The 16,664-nt window shown below is 61.9% G+C and carries 13 protein-coding genes; 12 read left to right on the top strand and 1 reads right to left on the bottom strand.

From position 1 onward, the window contains the following. Window positions 1-14: 14 nt before the first annotated feature. The 11 genes from mraY to lpxC all read left to right on the top strand — a co-directional run bounded on the left by mraY (window position 15) and on the right by lpxC (window position 12,920). Window positions 15-1,184 carry a phospho-N-acetylmuramoyl-pentapeptide-transferase gene (mraY, locus tag PQQ52_RS27540; RefSeq protein ID WP_408218445.1) on the top strand — a complete coding sequence of 390 codons (1,170 nt, stop codon included), beginning with the start codon at window positions 15-17 and terminating at the stop codon, window positions 1,182-1,184. A gap of 23 nt (window positions 1,185-1,207) precedes the next feature. Then, entirely contained in the window at window positions 1,208-2,722 is a 1,515-nt protein-coding gene (gene murD, locus PQQ52_RS27545) for a UDP-N-acetylmuramoyl-L-alanine--D-glutamate ligase (RefSeq protein WP_408218448.1), read from the top strand. After that, window positions 2,719-3,999 (top strand): putative lipid II flippase FtsW, encoded by a 1,281-nt coding sequence (gene ftsW, locus PQQ52_RS27550; RefSeq protein ID WP_408218451.1) that lies wholly within the window; start codon window positions 2,719-2,721, stop codon window positions 3,997-3,999. Before murD ends, ftsW begins: the two co-directional genes overlap by 4 nt. A gap of 121 nt (window positions 4,000-4,120) precedes the next feature. Then, complete coding sequence (gene murG / locus PQQ52_RS27555; protein WP_408218453.1) at window positions 4,121-5,239, top strand: undecaprenyldiphospho-muramoylpentapeptide beta-N-acetylglucosaminyltransferase; 1,119 nt, start codon at window positions 4,121-4,123, stop codon at window positions 5,237-5,239. After that, entirely contained in the window at window positions 5,236-6,639 is a 1,404-nt protein-coding gene (murC, locus tag PQQ52_RS27560; protein WP_408218456.1) for a UDP-N-acetylmuramate--L-alanine ligase, read from the top strand. The genes murG and murC overlap by 4 nt, the downstream gene beginning before the upstream one ends. Window position 6,640: 1 nt before the next feature. Beyond that, window positions 6,641-7,582 (top strand): D-alanine--D-alanine ligase, encoded by a 942-nt coding sequence (locus tag PQQ52_RS27565; RefSeq protein ID WP_408218458.1) that lies wholly within the window; start codon window positions 6,641-6,643, stop codon window positions 7,580-7,582. A gap of 35 nt (window positions 7,583-7,617) precedes the next feature. Then, window positions 7,618-8,370 carry a cell division protein FtsQ/DivIB gene (locus PQQ52_RS27570; protein ID WP_408218461.1) on the top strand — a complete coding sequence of 251 codons (753 nt, stop codon included), beginning with the start codon at window positions 7,618-7,620 and terminating at the stop codon, window positions 8,368-8,370. Window positions 8,371-8,397: 27 nt separating this feature from the next. Next, window positions 8,398-9,630 carry a cell division protein FtsA gene (gene ftsA, locus PQQ52_RS27575; protein ID WP_007180311.1) on the top strand — a complete coding sequence of 411 codons (1,233 nt, stop codon included), beginning with the start codon at window positions 8,398-8,400 and terminating at the stop codon, window positions 9,628-9,630. Between the two features lie 132 nt (window positions 9,631-9,762). After that, the gene (gene ftsZ, locus PQQ52_RS27580; protein WP_325046553.1) at window positions 9,763-10,959 is read left to right on the top strand and encodes a cell division protein FtsZ; all 1,197 of its coding nucleotides are present in this window, start codon (window positions 9,763-9,765) and stop codon (window positions 10,957-10,959) included. A gap of 249 nt (window positions 10,960-11,208) precedes the next feature. Then, on the top strand, window positions 11,209-11,712 hold the full coding sequence (locus tag PQQ52_RS27585; protein WP_408218464.1) for a peroxiredoxin: 504 nt from the start codon (window positions 11,209-11,211) through the stop codon (window positions 11,710-11,712). Window positions 11,713-12,002: 290 nt separating this feature from the next. Continuing rightward, the gene (gene lpxC / locus PQQ52_RS27590; protein ID WP_408218466.1) at window positions 12,003-12,920 is read left to right on the top strand and encodes a UDP-3-O-acyl-N-acetylglucosamine deacetylase; all 918 of its coding nucleotides are present in this window, start codon (window positions 12,003-12,005) and stop codon (window positions 12,918-12,920) included. A 92-nt stretch (window positions 12,921-13,012) separates the two neighbouring features. On the opposite strand, the gene PQQ52_RS27595 is transcribed toward lpxC, so the two are convergent. Further along, the gene (locus tag PQQ52_RS27595) at window positions 13,013-13,498 is read right to left on the bottom strand and encodes a DciA family protein (protein WP_408218469.1); all 486 of its coding nucleotides are present in this window, start codon (window positions 13,496-13,498) and stop codon (window positions 13,013-13,015) included. Between the two features lie 290 nt (window positions 13,499-13,788). Here PQQ52_RS27595 and secA point away from each other — a divergent pair, with 290 nt between their 5' ends. Then, a complete protein-coding gene (gene secA / locus PQQ52_RS27600; RefSeq protein WP_408218657.1) occupies window positions 13,789-16,599 on the top strand; it encodes a preprotein translocase subunit SecA in 2,811 nt (936 codons plus the stop codon). Window positions 16,600-16,664 lie beyond the last annotated feature (65 nt).

Consider the following 16,664-nt stretch of genomic DNA (forward strand, 5'->3'; position numbering starts at 1 on the left):
AGAAGGACCGAAGCATGCTACTGGCGCTGGCGCAATGGCTGCAGAATGACGCAAGCTTCTTGCGCGTGTTCAGTTATCTGACTTTCCGTGCGGTGATGGCCACCATTACCGCGCTGCTGATTGGGCTCGTCTGCGGCCCGGCGGTGATCCGCAAGCTGACCGCGATGAAGGTCGGTCAGGCCGTTCGTAAAGACGGTCCGCAAACGCACCTCGTCAAATCCGGTACGCCGACGATGGGCGGCGTGCTGATTCTGCTCGGCATTGCTGTGTCGACGTTGTTGTGGGCCGATCTGACCAACCGTTTCATCTGGATCGTGATGCTCGTCACGTTTGGTTTCGGTGTGATCGGCTGGGTCGACGATTACCGCAAGGTGGTCTACAAGGACCCGCGCGGGATGTCGTCGCGTGAAAAGTATTTCTGGCAGTCGGTGATCGGCCTGTTCGCGGCGGTGTATCTCGCGTTCAGCGTTTCCGAAGCGAGCAACGTACGCGTATTCGATCTGTTCATGGCTTGGGTGCGCAGCGGCTTGTCGATGGGCTTGCCGGCGCGCGCCGACCTGATGCTGCCGTTCGTTAAATCGATCAGCTATCCACTCGGCGTGTGGGGCTTCATCGTGCTGACGTATCTGGTGATCGTCGGTTCGAGCAACGCGGTGAATCTCACCGACGGTCTCGACGGCCTCGTGATCATGCCGGTCGTGCTGGTCGGCGCGTCGCTCGGCGTGTTCGCTTATGTGATGGGGAGTTCGGTCTATTCGAAGTACCTGTTGTTTCCGCATATCGCCGGTGCGGGCGAGTTGCTGATCTTCTGTTCGGCGATGGGGGGAGCGGGGCTCGCGTTCCTCTGGTTCAACACGCACCCGGCGCAGATGTTCATGGGCGACGTCGGCGCATTGGCGCTGGGTGGCGCGCTCGGTACGGTCGCGGTGATCGTGCGTCAGGAAATCGTGCTCTTCATCATGGGCGGCATTTTCGTCGCGGAGACCCTCTCCGTGATGCTGCAGGTTACGTGGTTCAAGTTCACCAAGCGCCGCTTCGGAGAAGGGCGGCGTCTCTTCAAGATGGCGCCGCTGCATCACCATTTTGAATTGTCGGGCTGGAAGGAAACGCAGGTGGTGGTGCGTTTCTGGATCATCACGTTGATGTTGTGCCTGTTCGGTTTGTCCACGCTCAAGTTGCGTTAAGTCGTATTTAGGGGAAGCAGGCGATGTTTGGCGAGAAGTTTCGGGATCGGCAAAAGCCGATGGTGCTCGTGCTGGGACTCGGTGAATCCGGTCTCGCGATGGCGCGCTGGTGCGCGCGGCACGGCTGTCGGCTGCGTGTGGCCGATACGCGCGAGGTGCCGCCGAACCTGTCCGCTATGGAAGCGCACGGTGTCGATGCCGAGTTCGTCGGCGGCCCGTTTTCGCCGGTACTGCTCGAAGGTGTCGAGATCGTGGCGATCAGCCCGGGTTTGTCGCCGCTCGCCGCCGACTTGCTGCCGCTGATCTCGGCGGCGCGTGAGCAGGACATCCCCGTGTGGGGCGAACTCGAATTCTTCGCGCAAGCGTTGAAGACGCTTGGCGAGAGCGGCTATGCGCCGAAGGTGATCGCGATCACCGGCACCAACGGCAAGACCACGACAACGAGCCTGACCGGCCTGCTGTGCGAACGCGCGGGCAAGAAAGTCGCGGTGGCGGGCAATATCAGCCCGGCTGCGCTGGACAAGCTCAGCGAAGCTATCGACAACACCGCGTTGCCTGACGTATGGGTGCTGGAACTGTCGAGCTTCCAGCTGGAAACCGCGCATACGTTTACGCCGGATGCCGCAGTCGTTTTGAACATCACCCAGGATCACCTGGATTGGCATGGCGGCCTTGATGCGTACGCCGCCGCGAAGGGTCGCATCTTCGGCACACAAACCGTGCGCGTGCTGAATCGCGACGACTCGCGTGTGATGGCGCTGGCTCCTTCCGAGGGCAGCGAAGTGGCGATGATCACGTTTGGCGTGACCGAGCCGAAGAACGACGGCGACTACGGTTTGCTGCGCGACAACGGCATGGTCTGGCTGGTGGAAGCACACGATCGCGACGCCAGCGACGAGCCTGCGCCGACGCGTCGTCGCAAGAACGAAGTGACGGCACCGAAGAACATCGCACTCAAACGCCTGATGCCGGCGGACGCGCTGCGCATTCGCGGCTTGCACAACGCTGCGAACGCGTTGGCGGCGTATGCGCTGGCGCGTGCGGTCGGTCTGCCTGGCGCGCCGCTCCTGCACGGCTTGCGTGAATACCATGGTGAGCCGCATCGCGTGGAATTGATCGCGTCGATCGAAGGTGTCGACTATGTCGACGACAGCAAGGGCACCAACGTCGGCGCGACGGTTGCCGCGCTCGACGGACTCGCGCAACGCGCGGTGCTGATCGTCGGCGGCGACGGCAAGGGTCAGGATTTCGAACCGCTCGCCACGCCCGTGATGCGCTGGTGCCGGGCTGTGATGCTGATCGGCCGTGACGCACCGCAAATTCGCGCCGCGCTGGAAGACAGCGGCATCGCGATGACCGACCACGCGACGCTCGAAGAAGCGACGCGGGCCGCCACCGCATTGGCGCAACCGGGGGACGTCGTGCTGCTGTCGCCGGCTTGCGCGAGCTTCGACATGTTCAAGGGTTACGCACATCGTGCTGCGGTGTTTCGCAGCACGGTGGAAGACATCGCGGCGGAACGGGGGACGATGATATGAGCTGGTCGGAACGCTTCGGTTCGCGCCTTGCCGGCTCCCGTGCCGGCAATGGTGATACAGGTAGCGCGGGCCGCACCACCAGCCGCACCGGCGGCAGTGGTCTGGCGAGCGCCGTGAACGGCGTGCGTCCGCTGCGCTCGCGAATGCTCGACTATGACCATTCGCTGCTGTGGGTGGTCGTGGCGCTGCTTGGCCTCGGCGTCGTGATGGTGTATTCGGCGTCGATCGCGATGCCTGATTCGCCGAAGTACGCGTCGTACCGCGATTACGCATTCCTGGTGCGCCAGCTCATTTTCGTGGTGATGGGTTCGGTGATCGGCGTCGTGTCGTTTCGCATCCCGATCTCGACGTGGGATAAGTACGCGCCAAAGCTCTTCCTGATTTCGCTGGCGGCGCTGGTGATCGTGTTGATCCCGCACGTCGGTAAGGGCGTGAACGGCGCGCGTCGCTGGATTCCGCTTGGCATCACGAACATGCAGCCGTCGGAAATCATGAAGCTCGCCGTGACGATTTACGCGGCCAACTACACGGTGCGCAAACAGGAATACATGCACAGCTTCGCCAAGGGCTTTCTGCCGATGGCGGTTGCAGTGGGTCTCGTCGGCGCGTTGCTGCTGCTCGAGCCGGACATGGGCGCGTTCATGGTGATCGCCGCGATCGCGATGGGCGTGCTGTTCCTCGGCGGCGTGAACGGCAAGCTGTTCGGCGGCCTCGTGGCCACCGCGGTCAGCACGTTCAGCTTGCTGGTGTGGGCGTCACCGTGGCGTCGTGAGCGGATTTTCGCTTACCTCGATCCGTGGGACGACCGTTACGCGCAGGGCAAGGCTTATCAATTGACGCACTCGTTGATCGCTTTCGGGCGCGGCGAGTGGTTTGGCGTGGGCTTGGGCGGCAGTGTCGAGAAGCTCAACTATCTGCCGGAAGCGCATACCGACTTCATCCTCGCGGTGATCGGCGAGGAGCTCGGTTTTGTCGGCGTGCTCGTTGTGATCCTGATGTTCTACTGGATTGTGCGCCGCTCGTTTGAGATCGGCCGCCAGGCGCTCGCGCTCGATCGCACGTTCGCCGGGCTGGTGGCGAAGGGCATCGGCATCTGGTTCGGCGCGCAGACCTTTATCAATATGGGCGTGAACCTTGGCCTGCTGCCGACCAAGGGCCTCACGTTGCCGCTCGTTAGCTACGGCGGTTCGGGCATCTTGCTGAACTGCGTCGCGATAGCCGTGCTGATGCGTGTCGATTATGAAAATCGTGTGCTGATGCGTGGGGGGAAGGTATGACCCCCACGCAGCAGCACACGATTTCGGCGGAGGCTAACTTCGTGCGCAAAGCGCGCGAAGTTAAGCGAAGCGGCCGGAGCCAAAACGAGTTCTTTTTCTTGCTGATGCGTGGGGGCAAAGTATGACCGCTGTGCCGCAACGCACGCTGATGGTGATGGCCGGTGGCACCGGGGGACATGTGTTCCCGGGGCTCGCGGTCGCGCACCTGATGCAGGCGTGGGGCTGGAAGGTCGTATGGCTCGGCAATCCCGCGGGCATGGAAGCGACGCTGGTGCCGAAACACGGCATCCCGATGGAATACGTACGCTTTGGCGGACTGCGCGGTAAAGGCCTGAAGACCAAGCTGATGTTGCCGCTGAATCTGCTGCGCGCCTGTTCGCAGAGTCTGAGCGTGTTGCGTCGCGTGAAGCCGGACGTCGTGCTCGGTATGGGGGGGTACATCACGTTTCCTGCGGGATTGATGACTGCGTTGAGCGGCCGCCCGCTGGTGCTGCATGAACAGAATTCGATCGCGGGTCTCGCGAACAAGGTGCTTGCGAAAGTCGCCAAACGCGTGCTGGTGGCATTTCCGAATGCACTGCCGCACGGCGAATGGACCGGAAACCCGATTCGCGCGGAACTTGCGCGCGCAATTGCACCCAAAGCACGCTACGCAGAGCGCAGCGGTCCACTGAATGTGCTGGTGGTGGGCGGTAGTCTCGGCGCGGCGGCGTTGAATGAAGTGGTGCCGCGCGCGGTTGCGCTGTTGGCGCCGAATGAACGTCCGCGCATCGTGCATCAGGCGGGCGCGAAGCATATTGAAGCGCTGCGTGAGAACTACGCGGCAGCGGGTCTGCAAGCCGGTGCCGATGTAGAACTCGTACCCTTCATCGACGACATGACGAGCGCGTACGCGAATGCGGATCTGGTGATCTGCCGCTCGGGTGCGATGACCGTGTCGGAGATTTCAGCAGTCGGGGTGGCGGCGTTTTTTGTGCCGTTCCCATTTGCAGTAGACGATCACCAAACCACTAATGCAGCGTTCCTCGCCGATAACGGCGCGGCGCTGGTCGTGCAGCAACGCGATCTGTCGGCGGAGATGCTCGCCGACTGGTTGCGCAGCCAGACGCGAGAGACCCTCGCGGAAATGGCAGAGCGTTCGCGCTCGCTCGCGAAACCCGACGCCACGGAACAGGTCGCGCAGATTTGCGCGACTGTGGCGGGTTCGATTTCGGGCGCGAGCCCAGAAGGAAAGCAATGAAACACATCGTCAAACATATTCACTTTGTCGGCATCGGCGGTGTCGGCATGAGCGGCATCGCTGAGGTGCTGGTCAACCTCGGCTATCAGGTGAGCGGCTCGGATCTCACGAGCAACGCGATCACCGATCGCCTTGCCGCGCTCGGCGCGCGGATCGCGATCGGTCACGCGGCGGAGAACATCGAAGGCGCGAACGCCGTGGTCGTTTCCACAGCGGTGCGCAGCGACAACCCGGAAGTGCTGGCCGCACGTCATCGCCGCATTCCGATTGTGCCGCGCGCGGTGATGCTCGCGGAACTGATGCGCCTGAAGCAGGGCATCGCGATTGCGGGCACGCATGGCAAGACCACAACCACGTCGCTGGTGGCGAGCGTGCTGGCGGCGGGCGGGCTGGATCCGACGTTTGTGATTGGCGGCCGTCTCATCAGCGCGGGCGCGAATGCGCGTCTGGGTACGGGTGACTTCATCGTCGCTGAAGCGGATGAGTCGGACGCGTCGTTCCTGAATCTGTTCCCCGTGATCGAAGTCATCACGAACATCGACGCTGATCACATGGACACCTACGGCCACGACTTCGCGCGGCTCAAGCAGGCGTTCATCGAATTCACGCACCGTCTGCCGTTCTATGGGATCGCGGTGCTGTGCGTCGATGATCCGAACGTGAGGGAGATCCTGCCGTTCGTGTCGAAGCCGATCATTCGCTACGGCTTTGCGCCGGACGCGCAAGTGCGCGCGGTCAATGTAGAAGCTCGCAACGGCAAGATGCATTTCACGGCAATGCGCGAAGACGCGGCGCCGATCGACATCGTCCTGAACCTGCCGGGCGAGCACAACGTGCAGAACGCTTTGGCCGCAATTGCAATTGCGACTGAACTTGAAGTGAAAGATGCCGATATCCAGCGAGCACTGGCGGATTTCAACGGCGTGGGCCGACGCTTCCAGCGTTACGGCGAAGTGCCGGTCGTGTCGGAAGGCAAAGCTGCCGGCGCGTACACGCTGGTCGATGACTACGGTCATCACCCGGTTGAAATGGCGGCTACGGTGGCGGCGGCGCGCGGTGCGTTTCCGGGGCGGCGTCTGGTGCTGGCATTCCAGCCGCATCGCTTCACGCGCACGCGCGATTGCTTCGAAGATTTTGTGAAGGTGTTGTCGACCGTCGACGCCCTTGTGCTGACCGAAGTCTATTCGGCCGGCGAAGCGCCGATCGTCGCCGCGGACGGCCGCGCCCTGGCGCGCGCGCTGCGCGTGGCGGGCAAGGTCGAACCGGTGTTTGTCGATACGGTGGATGAAGTGCCGGATGCGCTCTCAGCAGTGGTGCGCGACGGCGATGTGGTGATCACGATGGGTGCGGGTTCGATCGGCGGTGTGCCGGGTCGCCTGGCGCAAGAAACGAAGGTGTGAGATGAGCAGCATCGATCCTAAACGATTCGGCAAGGTGGCAGTACTTCTCGGCGGTGTGTCTGCCGAGCGCGAAGTGTCGCTCACGTCCGGCCGCCTGGTGCTGCAAGCGCTACGCGACGCCGGTATCGATGCCCATCCTTTCGACCCGTCCGAGCGTCCGCTCGCCGAGCTGAAGGCAGAAGGTTTCGACCGTGCGTTCATCGCGCTGCATGGTGGCTATGGCGAGAACGGCCAGATTCAGGGCGCGCTCGACTTTTACGGCATCAAGTACAACGGCAGCGGCGTGCTCGGGTCGGCGCTCGGTCTGGACAAGTTCCGCACCAAGCTCGTGTGGCAGCAACTCGGCATTCCGACGCCGCCGTTCGAGGCCGTCCTGCGCGGCGACGACTACGAAGCACGCGCGAAAGACATCGTCGCGAAGCTCGGCCTGCCGTTGTTCGTGAAGCCGGCGAGCGAAGGCTCGAGCGTCGCGGTGATCAAGGTGAAAAGCGCCGACGCGTTGCCGGCAGCGCTGCTCGAAGCGGTCAAATACGACAAGATCGTCGTGGTCGAAAAGAGCATTGAAGGCGGCGGCGAATACACCGCGTGTATCGCCGGCGATCTCGATCTGCCGGTGATCCGCATCGTGCCGGCCGGCGAGTTTTATGACTACCACGCGAAGTACATCGCCAACGACACGCAGTACCTGATTCCGTGCGGTCTGGCGGCCGACGAAGAGGCCCGTCTGAAAGTGCTGGCACGCCGCTCGTTCGACGTACTCGGCTGCACTGATTGGGGCCGCGCCGATTTCATGCTGGATGCGGATGGCAATCCGTACTTCCTGGAAGTCAACACGGCGCCTGGGATGACCGATCACTCGCTGCCGCCGAAAGCGGCGCGTGCGGTGGGCATCAGCTATCAGGAACTGGTTGTCAGCGTGTTGGCGCTGACACTCAAGGACTAACCAAGGACTAATCGGGGTAACCCGAAAGCAACACCATGTGGAACAACGTTCGCCAGCTCAATCTCGCCGCCAACGCATTGCATGCGTTGCTGGTGCTCGTGCTGCTGGCGGCAGGCGGTTACTGGCTGATCCAGCGTCCGAATTTCGCGTTGCGCGAAATCCAGATCGACGGCGACACGGAGCACATCAATTCGCCGACGGTGCGCGCGAGCGTAGTCGGCAGGTTGAAGGGCAACTTTTTTACGGTGGATCTCGATGTCGCGCGGCAGGCGTTCGAGCAGATGCCATGGGTGCGTCACGCGAGCGTGCGGCGGGTCTGGCCGAATGCGCTGGCTGTCACGCTCGAGGAGTACAAACCGCTTGGAACGTGGGGCAGCGATCAGTTGGTAAGCGTGGACGGCGAACTGTTCACCGCGAACCAGGGTGAGCTCGAAGAAGAGCTGCCCGCGTTCGACGGTCCGGACGGTACGGCAAAAGAAGTCGTCGCGCGGTATAGCGACTTCAAGAAGTGGTTTGCGCCGCTAGGCGCGACACCGGATGAAGTCACGCTGTCGCCGCGTTACGCGTGGACGGTGAAGCTGTCGAACGGAATGCAGGTGGAACTTGGGCGCGAACGCAATCAGGACACGCTGCTGGATCGCAGCAAGCGCCTGACCGCGGCGTGGAACGCGGTGACGCAACGTTGGGGGAAGGATATTGAGTATGCGGACTTGCGCTATCCGAACGGTTTCGCGATTCGTGCCGCTGGCATGCGCTTCATCAGCGAACCCGACAAGGGCAAGAAGTAAACGGACATCACACGCAATGAGCACGCTATGAGTAAAGACTATAAAGATCTGCTGGTCGCCCTCGACATCGGGACGTCGAAGGTAGTGGCTATCGTCGCCGAGCTGAAGGGCGAGGGTCACTACGAGGTGATCGGCCTCGGCCAGAGCGAATCGAAGGGGCTCAAGAAAGGCGTAGTGGTGAACATCGAAGCCACCGTGCAGTCCATTCAGCGCGCGCTCGAAGAAGCCGAGCTGATGGCCGACTGCAAGATTACGAACGTGTTTACCGGGATCGCCGGCAGCCATATCCGCAGCTTCAATTCGAGCGGCATGGTGGCGATCAAGGAAAAGGAAGTCACGCAGACCGACGTCGCGCGCGTGATCGAGACGGCGAAGGCGATCAACATCCCGACCGATCAGCAGGTGCTGCACATCCTGACGCAGGAATTCATCATCGACGGTCAGGAAGATGTGCGCGAGCCGATCGGCATGAGCGGCATTCGGCTGGAAGTGAAGGTGCACATCGTCACCGGTGCGGTGAGCGCGGCGCAGAACATCGTCAAGTGCGTGCGCCGTTGCGGGCTCGAAGTGAACGATCTGATCCTGCAGCCGCTCGCTTCGTCGCTGGCGGTGCTGACGGAAGATGAAAAAGAACTTGGCGTGGTGCTGGTCGATATCGGCGGCGGCACGACTGATATTGCGATTTTCAGCGAAGGCGCGATTCGTCACACGGCGGTGATTCCGATTGCCGGCGACCAGATCACGAGCGACATCGCGATGGCCTTGCGCACGCCGACGCCGGACGCGGAAGACATCAAGGTCGACTACGGTATTGCGAAGCAGGCTCTCGCCGATCCGGACGAAATGATCGAAGTGCCGGGTCTCGGCGAGCGCGGTCCGCGCACGCTGTCGCGCCAGGCGCTGGCGGCGGTGGTCGAGCCGCGTGTCGAAGAACTGTTTTCGCTCGTGCAGCAAGTCGTGCGCGAGTCGGGTTACGAGGAATTGCTGAGCTCCGGCGTGGTGCTGACCGGCGGCGCGTCGATGATGCTCGGCATGGTCGAACTCGGCGAGGATATTTTCCTGAAGCCGGTGCGCATTGGTGTGCCGGAATACGCGGGCGGTCTCGCTGACGTAGTGCGGAACCCGCGCTACTCGACGGCGATGGGTCTGCTCGTCGAAGGGCGCTCGCAACGAATGCGCGGCCGCAAGGTCGCGGTGCAGTCGGGGTCGATGGGGCAGGTCTTCACACGAATGAAAGACTGGTTCCTCGGCAACTTCTGACGAATTCGAGTTTTGAACGGTTTTACGTAAACACGCGCTGGTGCCGGCGGCTGGCGCGCGACAGGAGGTTGCCCGATCTCCTGCCGAATAACGGCCGAAGTGGCTGCAATTTTTTATCTTGACGGAGGCAACATGGAATTCCAGATGCTGGAAACCGAAACGAACGGCACCATCATCAAGGTGATCGGAGTCGGTGGCGCTGGCGGCAATGCCGTTCAGCACATGATCAACAAAGGCGTGCAAGGCGTCGACTTCATCGTGATGAACACGGACGCGCAGGCTCTGTCGCGTTCGCGCGCTTCCGCGGTGATCCAGCTCGGCAACACGGGGCTGGGCGCTGGCGCCAAGCCGGAAATGGGCCGCGCCGCAGCAGAAGAAGCACGTGAGCGCATCGCAGACGCACTGCGCGGCGCGCACATGGTGTTCATCACTGCAGGCATGGGTGGCGGCACGGGTACGGGGGCAGCACCGGTGGTCGCGCAGATCGCCAAGGAAATGGGTATCTTGACCGTTGGCGTGGTCAGCAAGCCGTTCGAATTCGAAGGCGGCAAGCGCATGCGTGTGGCAGAAGCGGGTTCGCAGCAACTGGAGGATCACGTCGACTCGCTGATCGTCGTTCTGAACGACAAGCTGTTCGAGGTGATGGGCGATGACGCCGAGATGGACAAGTGCTTCCAGTGCGCAGACGACGTTCTGAACAACGCAGTTGCCGGCATCGCGGAAATAATCAATGTTGACGGTCTGGTGAACGTCGACTTTGAAGACGTGAAGACGGTGATGGGCGAGCAGGGCAAGGCAATGATGGGCACGGCGACGGTTGCCGGTGTCGATCGCGCACGTCTGGCTGCTGAGCAGGCTGTGGCCAGCCCGCTGCTGGAAGGGGTGGATCTGTCGGGCGCGCGTGGCGTGCTGGTCAACATCACGTCGAGCCGTTCGCTGCGTCTGTCGGAAACGCGCGAAGTGATGAACACCATCAAGAGCTATGCTGCAGAAGACGCAACGGTGATCTTCGGCGCGGTGTACGACGATGCAATGGGCGATGCACTGCGTGTGACGGTCGTGGCAACGGGTCTGGGCCGTGCGGCGAAGAAGCAGCAATCGGCACCGATGACGCTGCTGCGCACCGGCACTGACAACCAGCCGATCGGCACGCACGCTGCCTACACACCGTCGTCGTCGCATGCAAGCACGGCTGATTACGGCGCGCTGGATACGCCGGCTGTGTGGCGCACGTCGCGCGATACGGCAGCTTCGCACGTGCAGGCGCTGCAGGAAAAGGGCGTCGACACGTACGATATTCCGGCATTCCTGCGCAAGCAGGCGGACTGAGCGCACGAGCAGGCTTTCGTTGCCGCGCTGTTTTAGTAGCGCTGGCGGACGAATGCACGAGCGTGGCGGGTGAACGGCGAACAAGCCGCGTATCGTCTGATTCGCGGCAAGGACAAGTGCCCTCTTCGGATTCGCGAAGCGGATGGGGCGACTGTCGCCGAATGGCGGAGCCGGTAGTCAGGCAGACGCTGAATTCACTGCGACACGACAACGTGCGAGCGTGCTTCGCATCGATGCAAAGGACTGAGCATGATTCAGACAGGTGAAAAGCTGCCCGACGCGACGCTCTTCGAGTTCGTCGAAGACGCGCGAGCGGGCTGCACGCTGGGGCCTAACAGCTTCAACGTGTACGAGCAGACGGCAGGCAAGCGCGTGGTGATCTTCGGATTGCCGGGCGCGTTCACGCCGACCTGTTCGGCCAAACATGTGCCGGGTTACGTCGAGCACGCCGAGCAGTTGCGCGCTCTTGGCGTCGACGAGATCTGGTGCGTGTCCGTCAACGACGCGTTCGTAATGGGCGCGTGGGGACGCGATCAGCACGCCTCGGGCAAGGTGCGCATGATGGCGGACGGCAGTGCGGCTTTCACGCGGGCGCTTGGTCTCGAGCAGGATTTGTCGGCGCGCGGCATGGGAATCCGTTCCCAGCGCTACGCGATGGTTGTCGACGACGGCGTGGTCAAGACGTTGAACGTCGAGGCTGCCGGCAAATTCGAAGTGAGCGATGCAGGGAGTATTCTCGCTACGTTGAGCTAGTTACGATGGCGTTTGGGCCCTTCGCCTCGAAGCTGCGCGGCTACCGCGTTGTATCAGGGCAACGGCGCACAAGACGCTTTTGTGACAGGCCGTTACGCGGGCCGATGACCGGAAACGCCTCCGTTCCGGACATCGGCCCGTCACGCTTTCCCTGACGGGCGCCCATTGGGTAATGCCGCGAAACAGATTGATACGTTCCGCGCAAAGACGCTCCTTAGGGTATTGGAGTATACTTCGCGCTATGGAATAAAAAGTCCCGATTGGGATTTTCAATCGAATAGAAGATCACCATGTTGAAGCAGCGCACTATCAAATCAATCGTCAAGACAGTCGGCATCGGCCTGCACTCCGGCCGCAAAGTCGACTTGACGCTCCGCCCGGCGGGACCGGACACGGGCATCGTGTTTTCGCGCGTGGATTTGGCCACGCCGGTGGATATTCCTGCGTCCGCGTTGGCGATTGGCGATACGCGTCTGGCTTCCGTGTTGCAGAAAGACGGCGCGCGCGTGTCGACCATTGAGCATTTGATGTCCGCATGCGCAGGCCTCGGCATCGATAATCTCTATATCGACGTTACCGCTGAAGAAATTCCGATCATGGACGGCAGTGCTGGTTCGTTCGTGTTTCTGATCCAGTCGGCCGGTATTGAAGAGCAGAACGCGGCGAAGAAATTTATCAAGGTCACCAAGCCTGTGGAAATTCGCGACGGCGATAAATTCGCGCGTCTCGATCCGTATTTTGGTTTCAAGCTGAAATTCACCATCGATTTCCGTCACCCGGCTGTGGATAAAACCGGCCAGGCGCTGGAAGTGGATTTTGCCCATACGTCGTATGTGCGGGAAATCGCTCGTGCGCGTACGTTCGGCTTTGCGCATGAAGTGGAAATGATGCGCGAACTCGGTTTGGCACGCGGCGGCAGCATGGATAACGCCATCGTGCTGGACGAATACCGCATTCTGAACAACGACGGCCTTCGTTACGACGACGAATTCGTGAAGCACAAGATGCTCGACGCGATCGGCGATCTGTACGTGGTCGGTCATCCGTTGCTGGCTTCGTACACGGCGTACAAGTCGGGCCACGGTCTGAACAACGCGCTGCTGCGCGAGTTGCTGGCACATGAGGATTCGTACGAAATCGTCACGTTCGACGACACGCAGAAGGCACCGCGCGGCTTTGCGTACGAAACGCAGACGGCGTTTGCGTAATCGGCGCAGTGCCCAGCGCAGCGCCTTCGGATGAAATTTCCGAAGCGAATGGATGAAAAATAAGCGGCCCATCTGGGCCGCTTATTTTTTGTTCAGCGATTTCTCCGATGCCGCGCTGCCATTTTCGCCAACGCTTCCTGCAGCGGCGAGGGCGCGAGCGATTCGGAGAGCGCTCGCAGAGCATCCGCGCCGACCGGCGTCATGCGTGCCTGCTTGACCGGCGGCGGCTCCTTCAGGGGCTGTGGCCGTACGCGAATCCGCAGCGCATTGACCGGCCAGCCGCGCTGCTGCAGGTCCGACAGCAGTCGCGGTTCGATCTGGCGCAGGCGCGCCGCCAAGGCGTTGTGCGCGGCAAACAGGGCCAGCACGCCTTCCTTGATGAAGCTCGGCTCCACGCTCGTGGCCAGATAATCCGGCAACAGCTCGCGCAGATCCTTTTCGAGCGCCGCAATCTGCTCGACGCCCGCGCGCAGAGCCACGAACGCGTCAGTGCGATTCAGCACTTCGGCGACGGGCTGCGGGCGGCGCGCTTTGAACTGCTTGGGCGGCGGCCTTGAAAAGGACGGAAAACGGCTCATGTTTAGTCGTAACGGCGCGTCCGCACCCTATGCGCGTTCACGCCGCGATTGTACCGCGCGGGATGCACGCGGACCCGCCTCAATGCGTACCGTCGGAGGTCGCTACGGTGGGCTTTCTGTGCCTTGCCGCCGTCGCACCGCTGACACAGGCGCGGGCGGGGCCGCGTGCTAAAATGCCCGATTCGAATTCACTCTTGGACTAAGCCGCCGAGGCCCTTCCGACCCCGGAGCGCACGTGCATGAACCGCACGGAGCGAACCAGCCGAAGCCGCGACGCAGACACCGATCCGATGACCACCGGTTTTCTACAGAAGATTTTTGGCAGCCGCAACCAGCGGCTAGTCAAGCAATATCAAAAGACCGTCACGGCGATCAATGCGCTCGAGCCGCAGATCGAGCAATTGACGGACGACCAATTGCGCGCCAAAACGGGTGAATTCCGCCAGCGCGTTGCGAGTGGCGAGTCGCTCGACAAGCTCCTGCCGGAGGCTTTCGCGGTGTGCCGCGAGGCCAGCAAGCGGACGCTGAAAATGCGCCACTTCGACGTGCAGCTGATCGGCGGCATGGTCCTGCACTACGGCAAGATCGGCGAAATGCGCACCGGCGAAGGCAAGACGCTCGTCGCCACGCTGCCGGTGTACCTGAATGCGCTGTCCGGTCGCGGCGTGCACGTCGTCACGGTCAACGACTATCTTGCCCAGCGCGACGCCGAATGGATGGCGCGTCTGTACAACTTCCTCGGTCTGTCGGTCGGCATCAACCTGTCGCAGATGGATCATGGCGCGAAGCAGGAAGCGTACGCCGCTGACATTACCTACGGCACCAACAACGAATTCGGCTTCGACTACCTGCGCGACAACATGGTCTACGAGACCGACGCGCGCGTGCAGCGAGCCCTGAATTTCGCGGTGGTCGACGAGGTCGACTCGATCCTGATCGACGAAGCCCGCACGCCGCTGATCATCTCCGGCCAGGCCGAAGACCACACCGAACTCTACGTGCGCATGAATGCGCTGCCGCCGCTGCTCGAACGTCAGATCGGTGAAGAGAAAGCGGACGGCACCGGCGTCGAAAAGGCGGGCGACTACACGCTGGACGAGAAAGGCCGCCAGGTCTTCCTGACGGAATCAGGCCACGAAAAGGCCGAGCGCCTGCTCTCCGAGTGGGGCCTGATCGGCGAGGGCGAAAGCCTGTACGCGCCGCAGAACATCACGCTGATGCACCACGTGTACGCCGCATTGCGCGCGCACACGCTGTTCTTCAAGGATCAGCACTACGTCGTGCAGAACGGCGAAGTCGTGATCGTCGACGAATTCACCGGCCGTCTGATGTCAGGCCGCCGCTGGTCGGACGGCTTGCACCAGGCCGTTGAAGCGAAGGAACACGTCAAGATCCAGAGCGAGAACCAGACGCTCGCGTCGATCACGTTCCAGAACTACTTCCGTATGTACGCGAAGCTGTCCGGCATGACCGGTACGGCCGATACCGAAGCGTACGAATTCAACGAGATCTACGGTCTCGAAACGGTCGTGATCCCGACCAACCGTCCGCCGAAGCGGATCGACAAGCAGGATCAGATCTACAAGACCGCGAAGGAACGCTACGACGCGGTGATCCGCGACATCCGCGATTGCTACGAACGTGGTCAGCCGGTGCTGGTCGGTACGACGTCGATCGAAAACTCGGAATTGCTGTCGCACCTGCTGAAGCAGGCCGGGTTGCCGCACGAAGTGCTGAACGCCAAGCAGCATGCGCGTGAAGCTGAGATCGTCGCCGAAGCGGGCCGTCCGAAGCGTGTCACGATTGCCACGAACATGGCCGGTCGCGGTACCGACATCGTGCTCGGCGGCAACGCCGAAAAGCAGGCGTCGTTCCTCGAGTTGGATGAAACGCTTTCCGACGCGGAAAAGCAGACTCGTATTCAGAAGCTGCACGACGAATGGCAAGCACTGCACGATCAGGTGAAGGCCGCGGGTGGTCTGCACATCATCGGTACCGAACGTCACGAATCGCGGCGGATCGATAACCAGCTGCGCGGCCGTGCCGGTCGGCAGGGCGACCCGGGTTCGTCACGCTTCTATCTGTCGCTGGAAGATCCGCTGCTGCGCATTTTCGCGGGCGATCGCGTGCGCGCCATCATGGACCGCCTGAAGATGCCGGAAGGCGAGGCGATCGAAGCGGGCATCGTGTCGCGTTCGATCGAATCGGCGCAGCGCAAGGTTGAAGCGCGCAACTTCGACGTTCGCAAGCAATTGCTCGAATACGACGATGTGTCGAACGATCAGCGCAAGGTGATCTACCAGCAGCGCAATGAATTGCTCGAAGCGAACGACATCACCGAGACCATCGGCGCCATGCGTCATGGCGTGATCGCCGATATCGTTCATCAGTTCGTGCCGGCCGGCAGCATCGAAGAACAGTGGGATGTGCCCGAGCTGGAAGAAGTGCTGCGCAACGAATGGCAGCTCGACCTCGCGATCCAGGAAATGATCAACGAGTCGAACACGATCAGCGTGGACGAGATTCTCGAAGCTGTCGAAGCCGCTGCAGACGAAGCGTATGAATCGAAGGTCGAGCAGGTCGGTCGCGAATCATTCAGCGCGTTCGAACGCTCAATCATGCTGCAAACGCTGGACCGCAGCTGGCGTGAACATCTGGCCGCGCTCGATCACCTGCGTCAGGGTATCCATCTGCGCGGTTACGCGCAGAAGAATCCGAAGCAGGAATACAAGCGCGAGGCGTTCGAACTGTTCGCTGCGATGCTCGACGCCGTGAAGCTCGAAGTCACCCGTGTGGTGATGAACGTGCAGATCCAGTCGCCGGAACAGCTGGAACAGGCCGCCGAGCAGTACGAAGAGCAGGGCAGCCACCTCGAAAATGTCGAGTTCAACCATGCCGAATTCGCCGAAGCGGCAGCAGCAGCGCCTGCCGCCGCGGAAGCTGCTACAGCCGCAATGATCGGCGACGCGATGAGCCACGGCGCCTCGCAAGCCCTCGCGTCGGACCTGAGCGCGGATAACGTGCCGAAGGTCGGCCGCAACGACCCGTGCCCGTGCGGCAGCGGCAAGAAGTACAAGCAGTGCCACGGCAAGATCGCGTAATGCCGAAAGCGGCGCGCTCGAAGCGCGCCGTTTCGTTTTACGCGGTGGTTTGCTGGTGATTTCGC

It is taken from the genome of Paraburkholderia sediminicola (assembly GCF_046030555.1).
GTDB classification, from domain to species: domain Bacteria; phylum Pseudomonadota; class Gammaproteobacteria; order Burkholderiales; family Burkholderiaceae; genus Paraburkholderia; species Paraburkholderia sediminicola_E.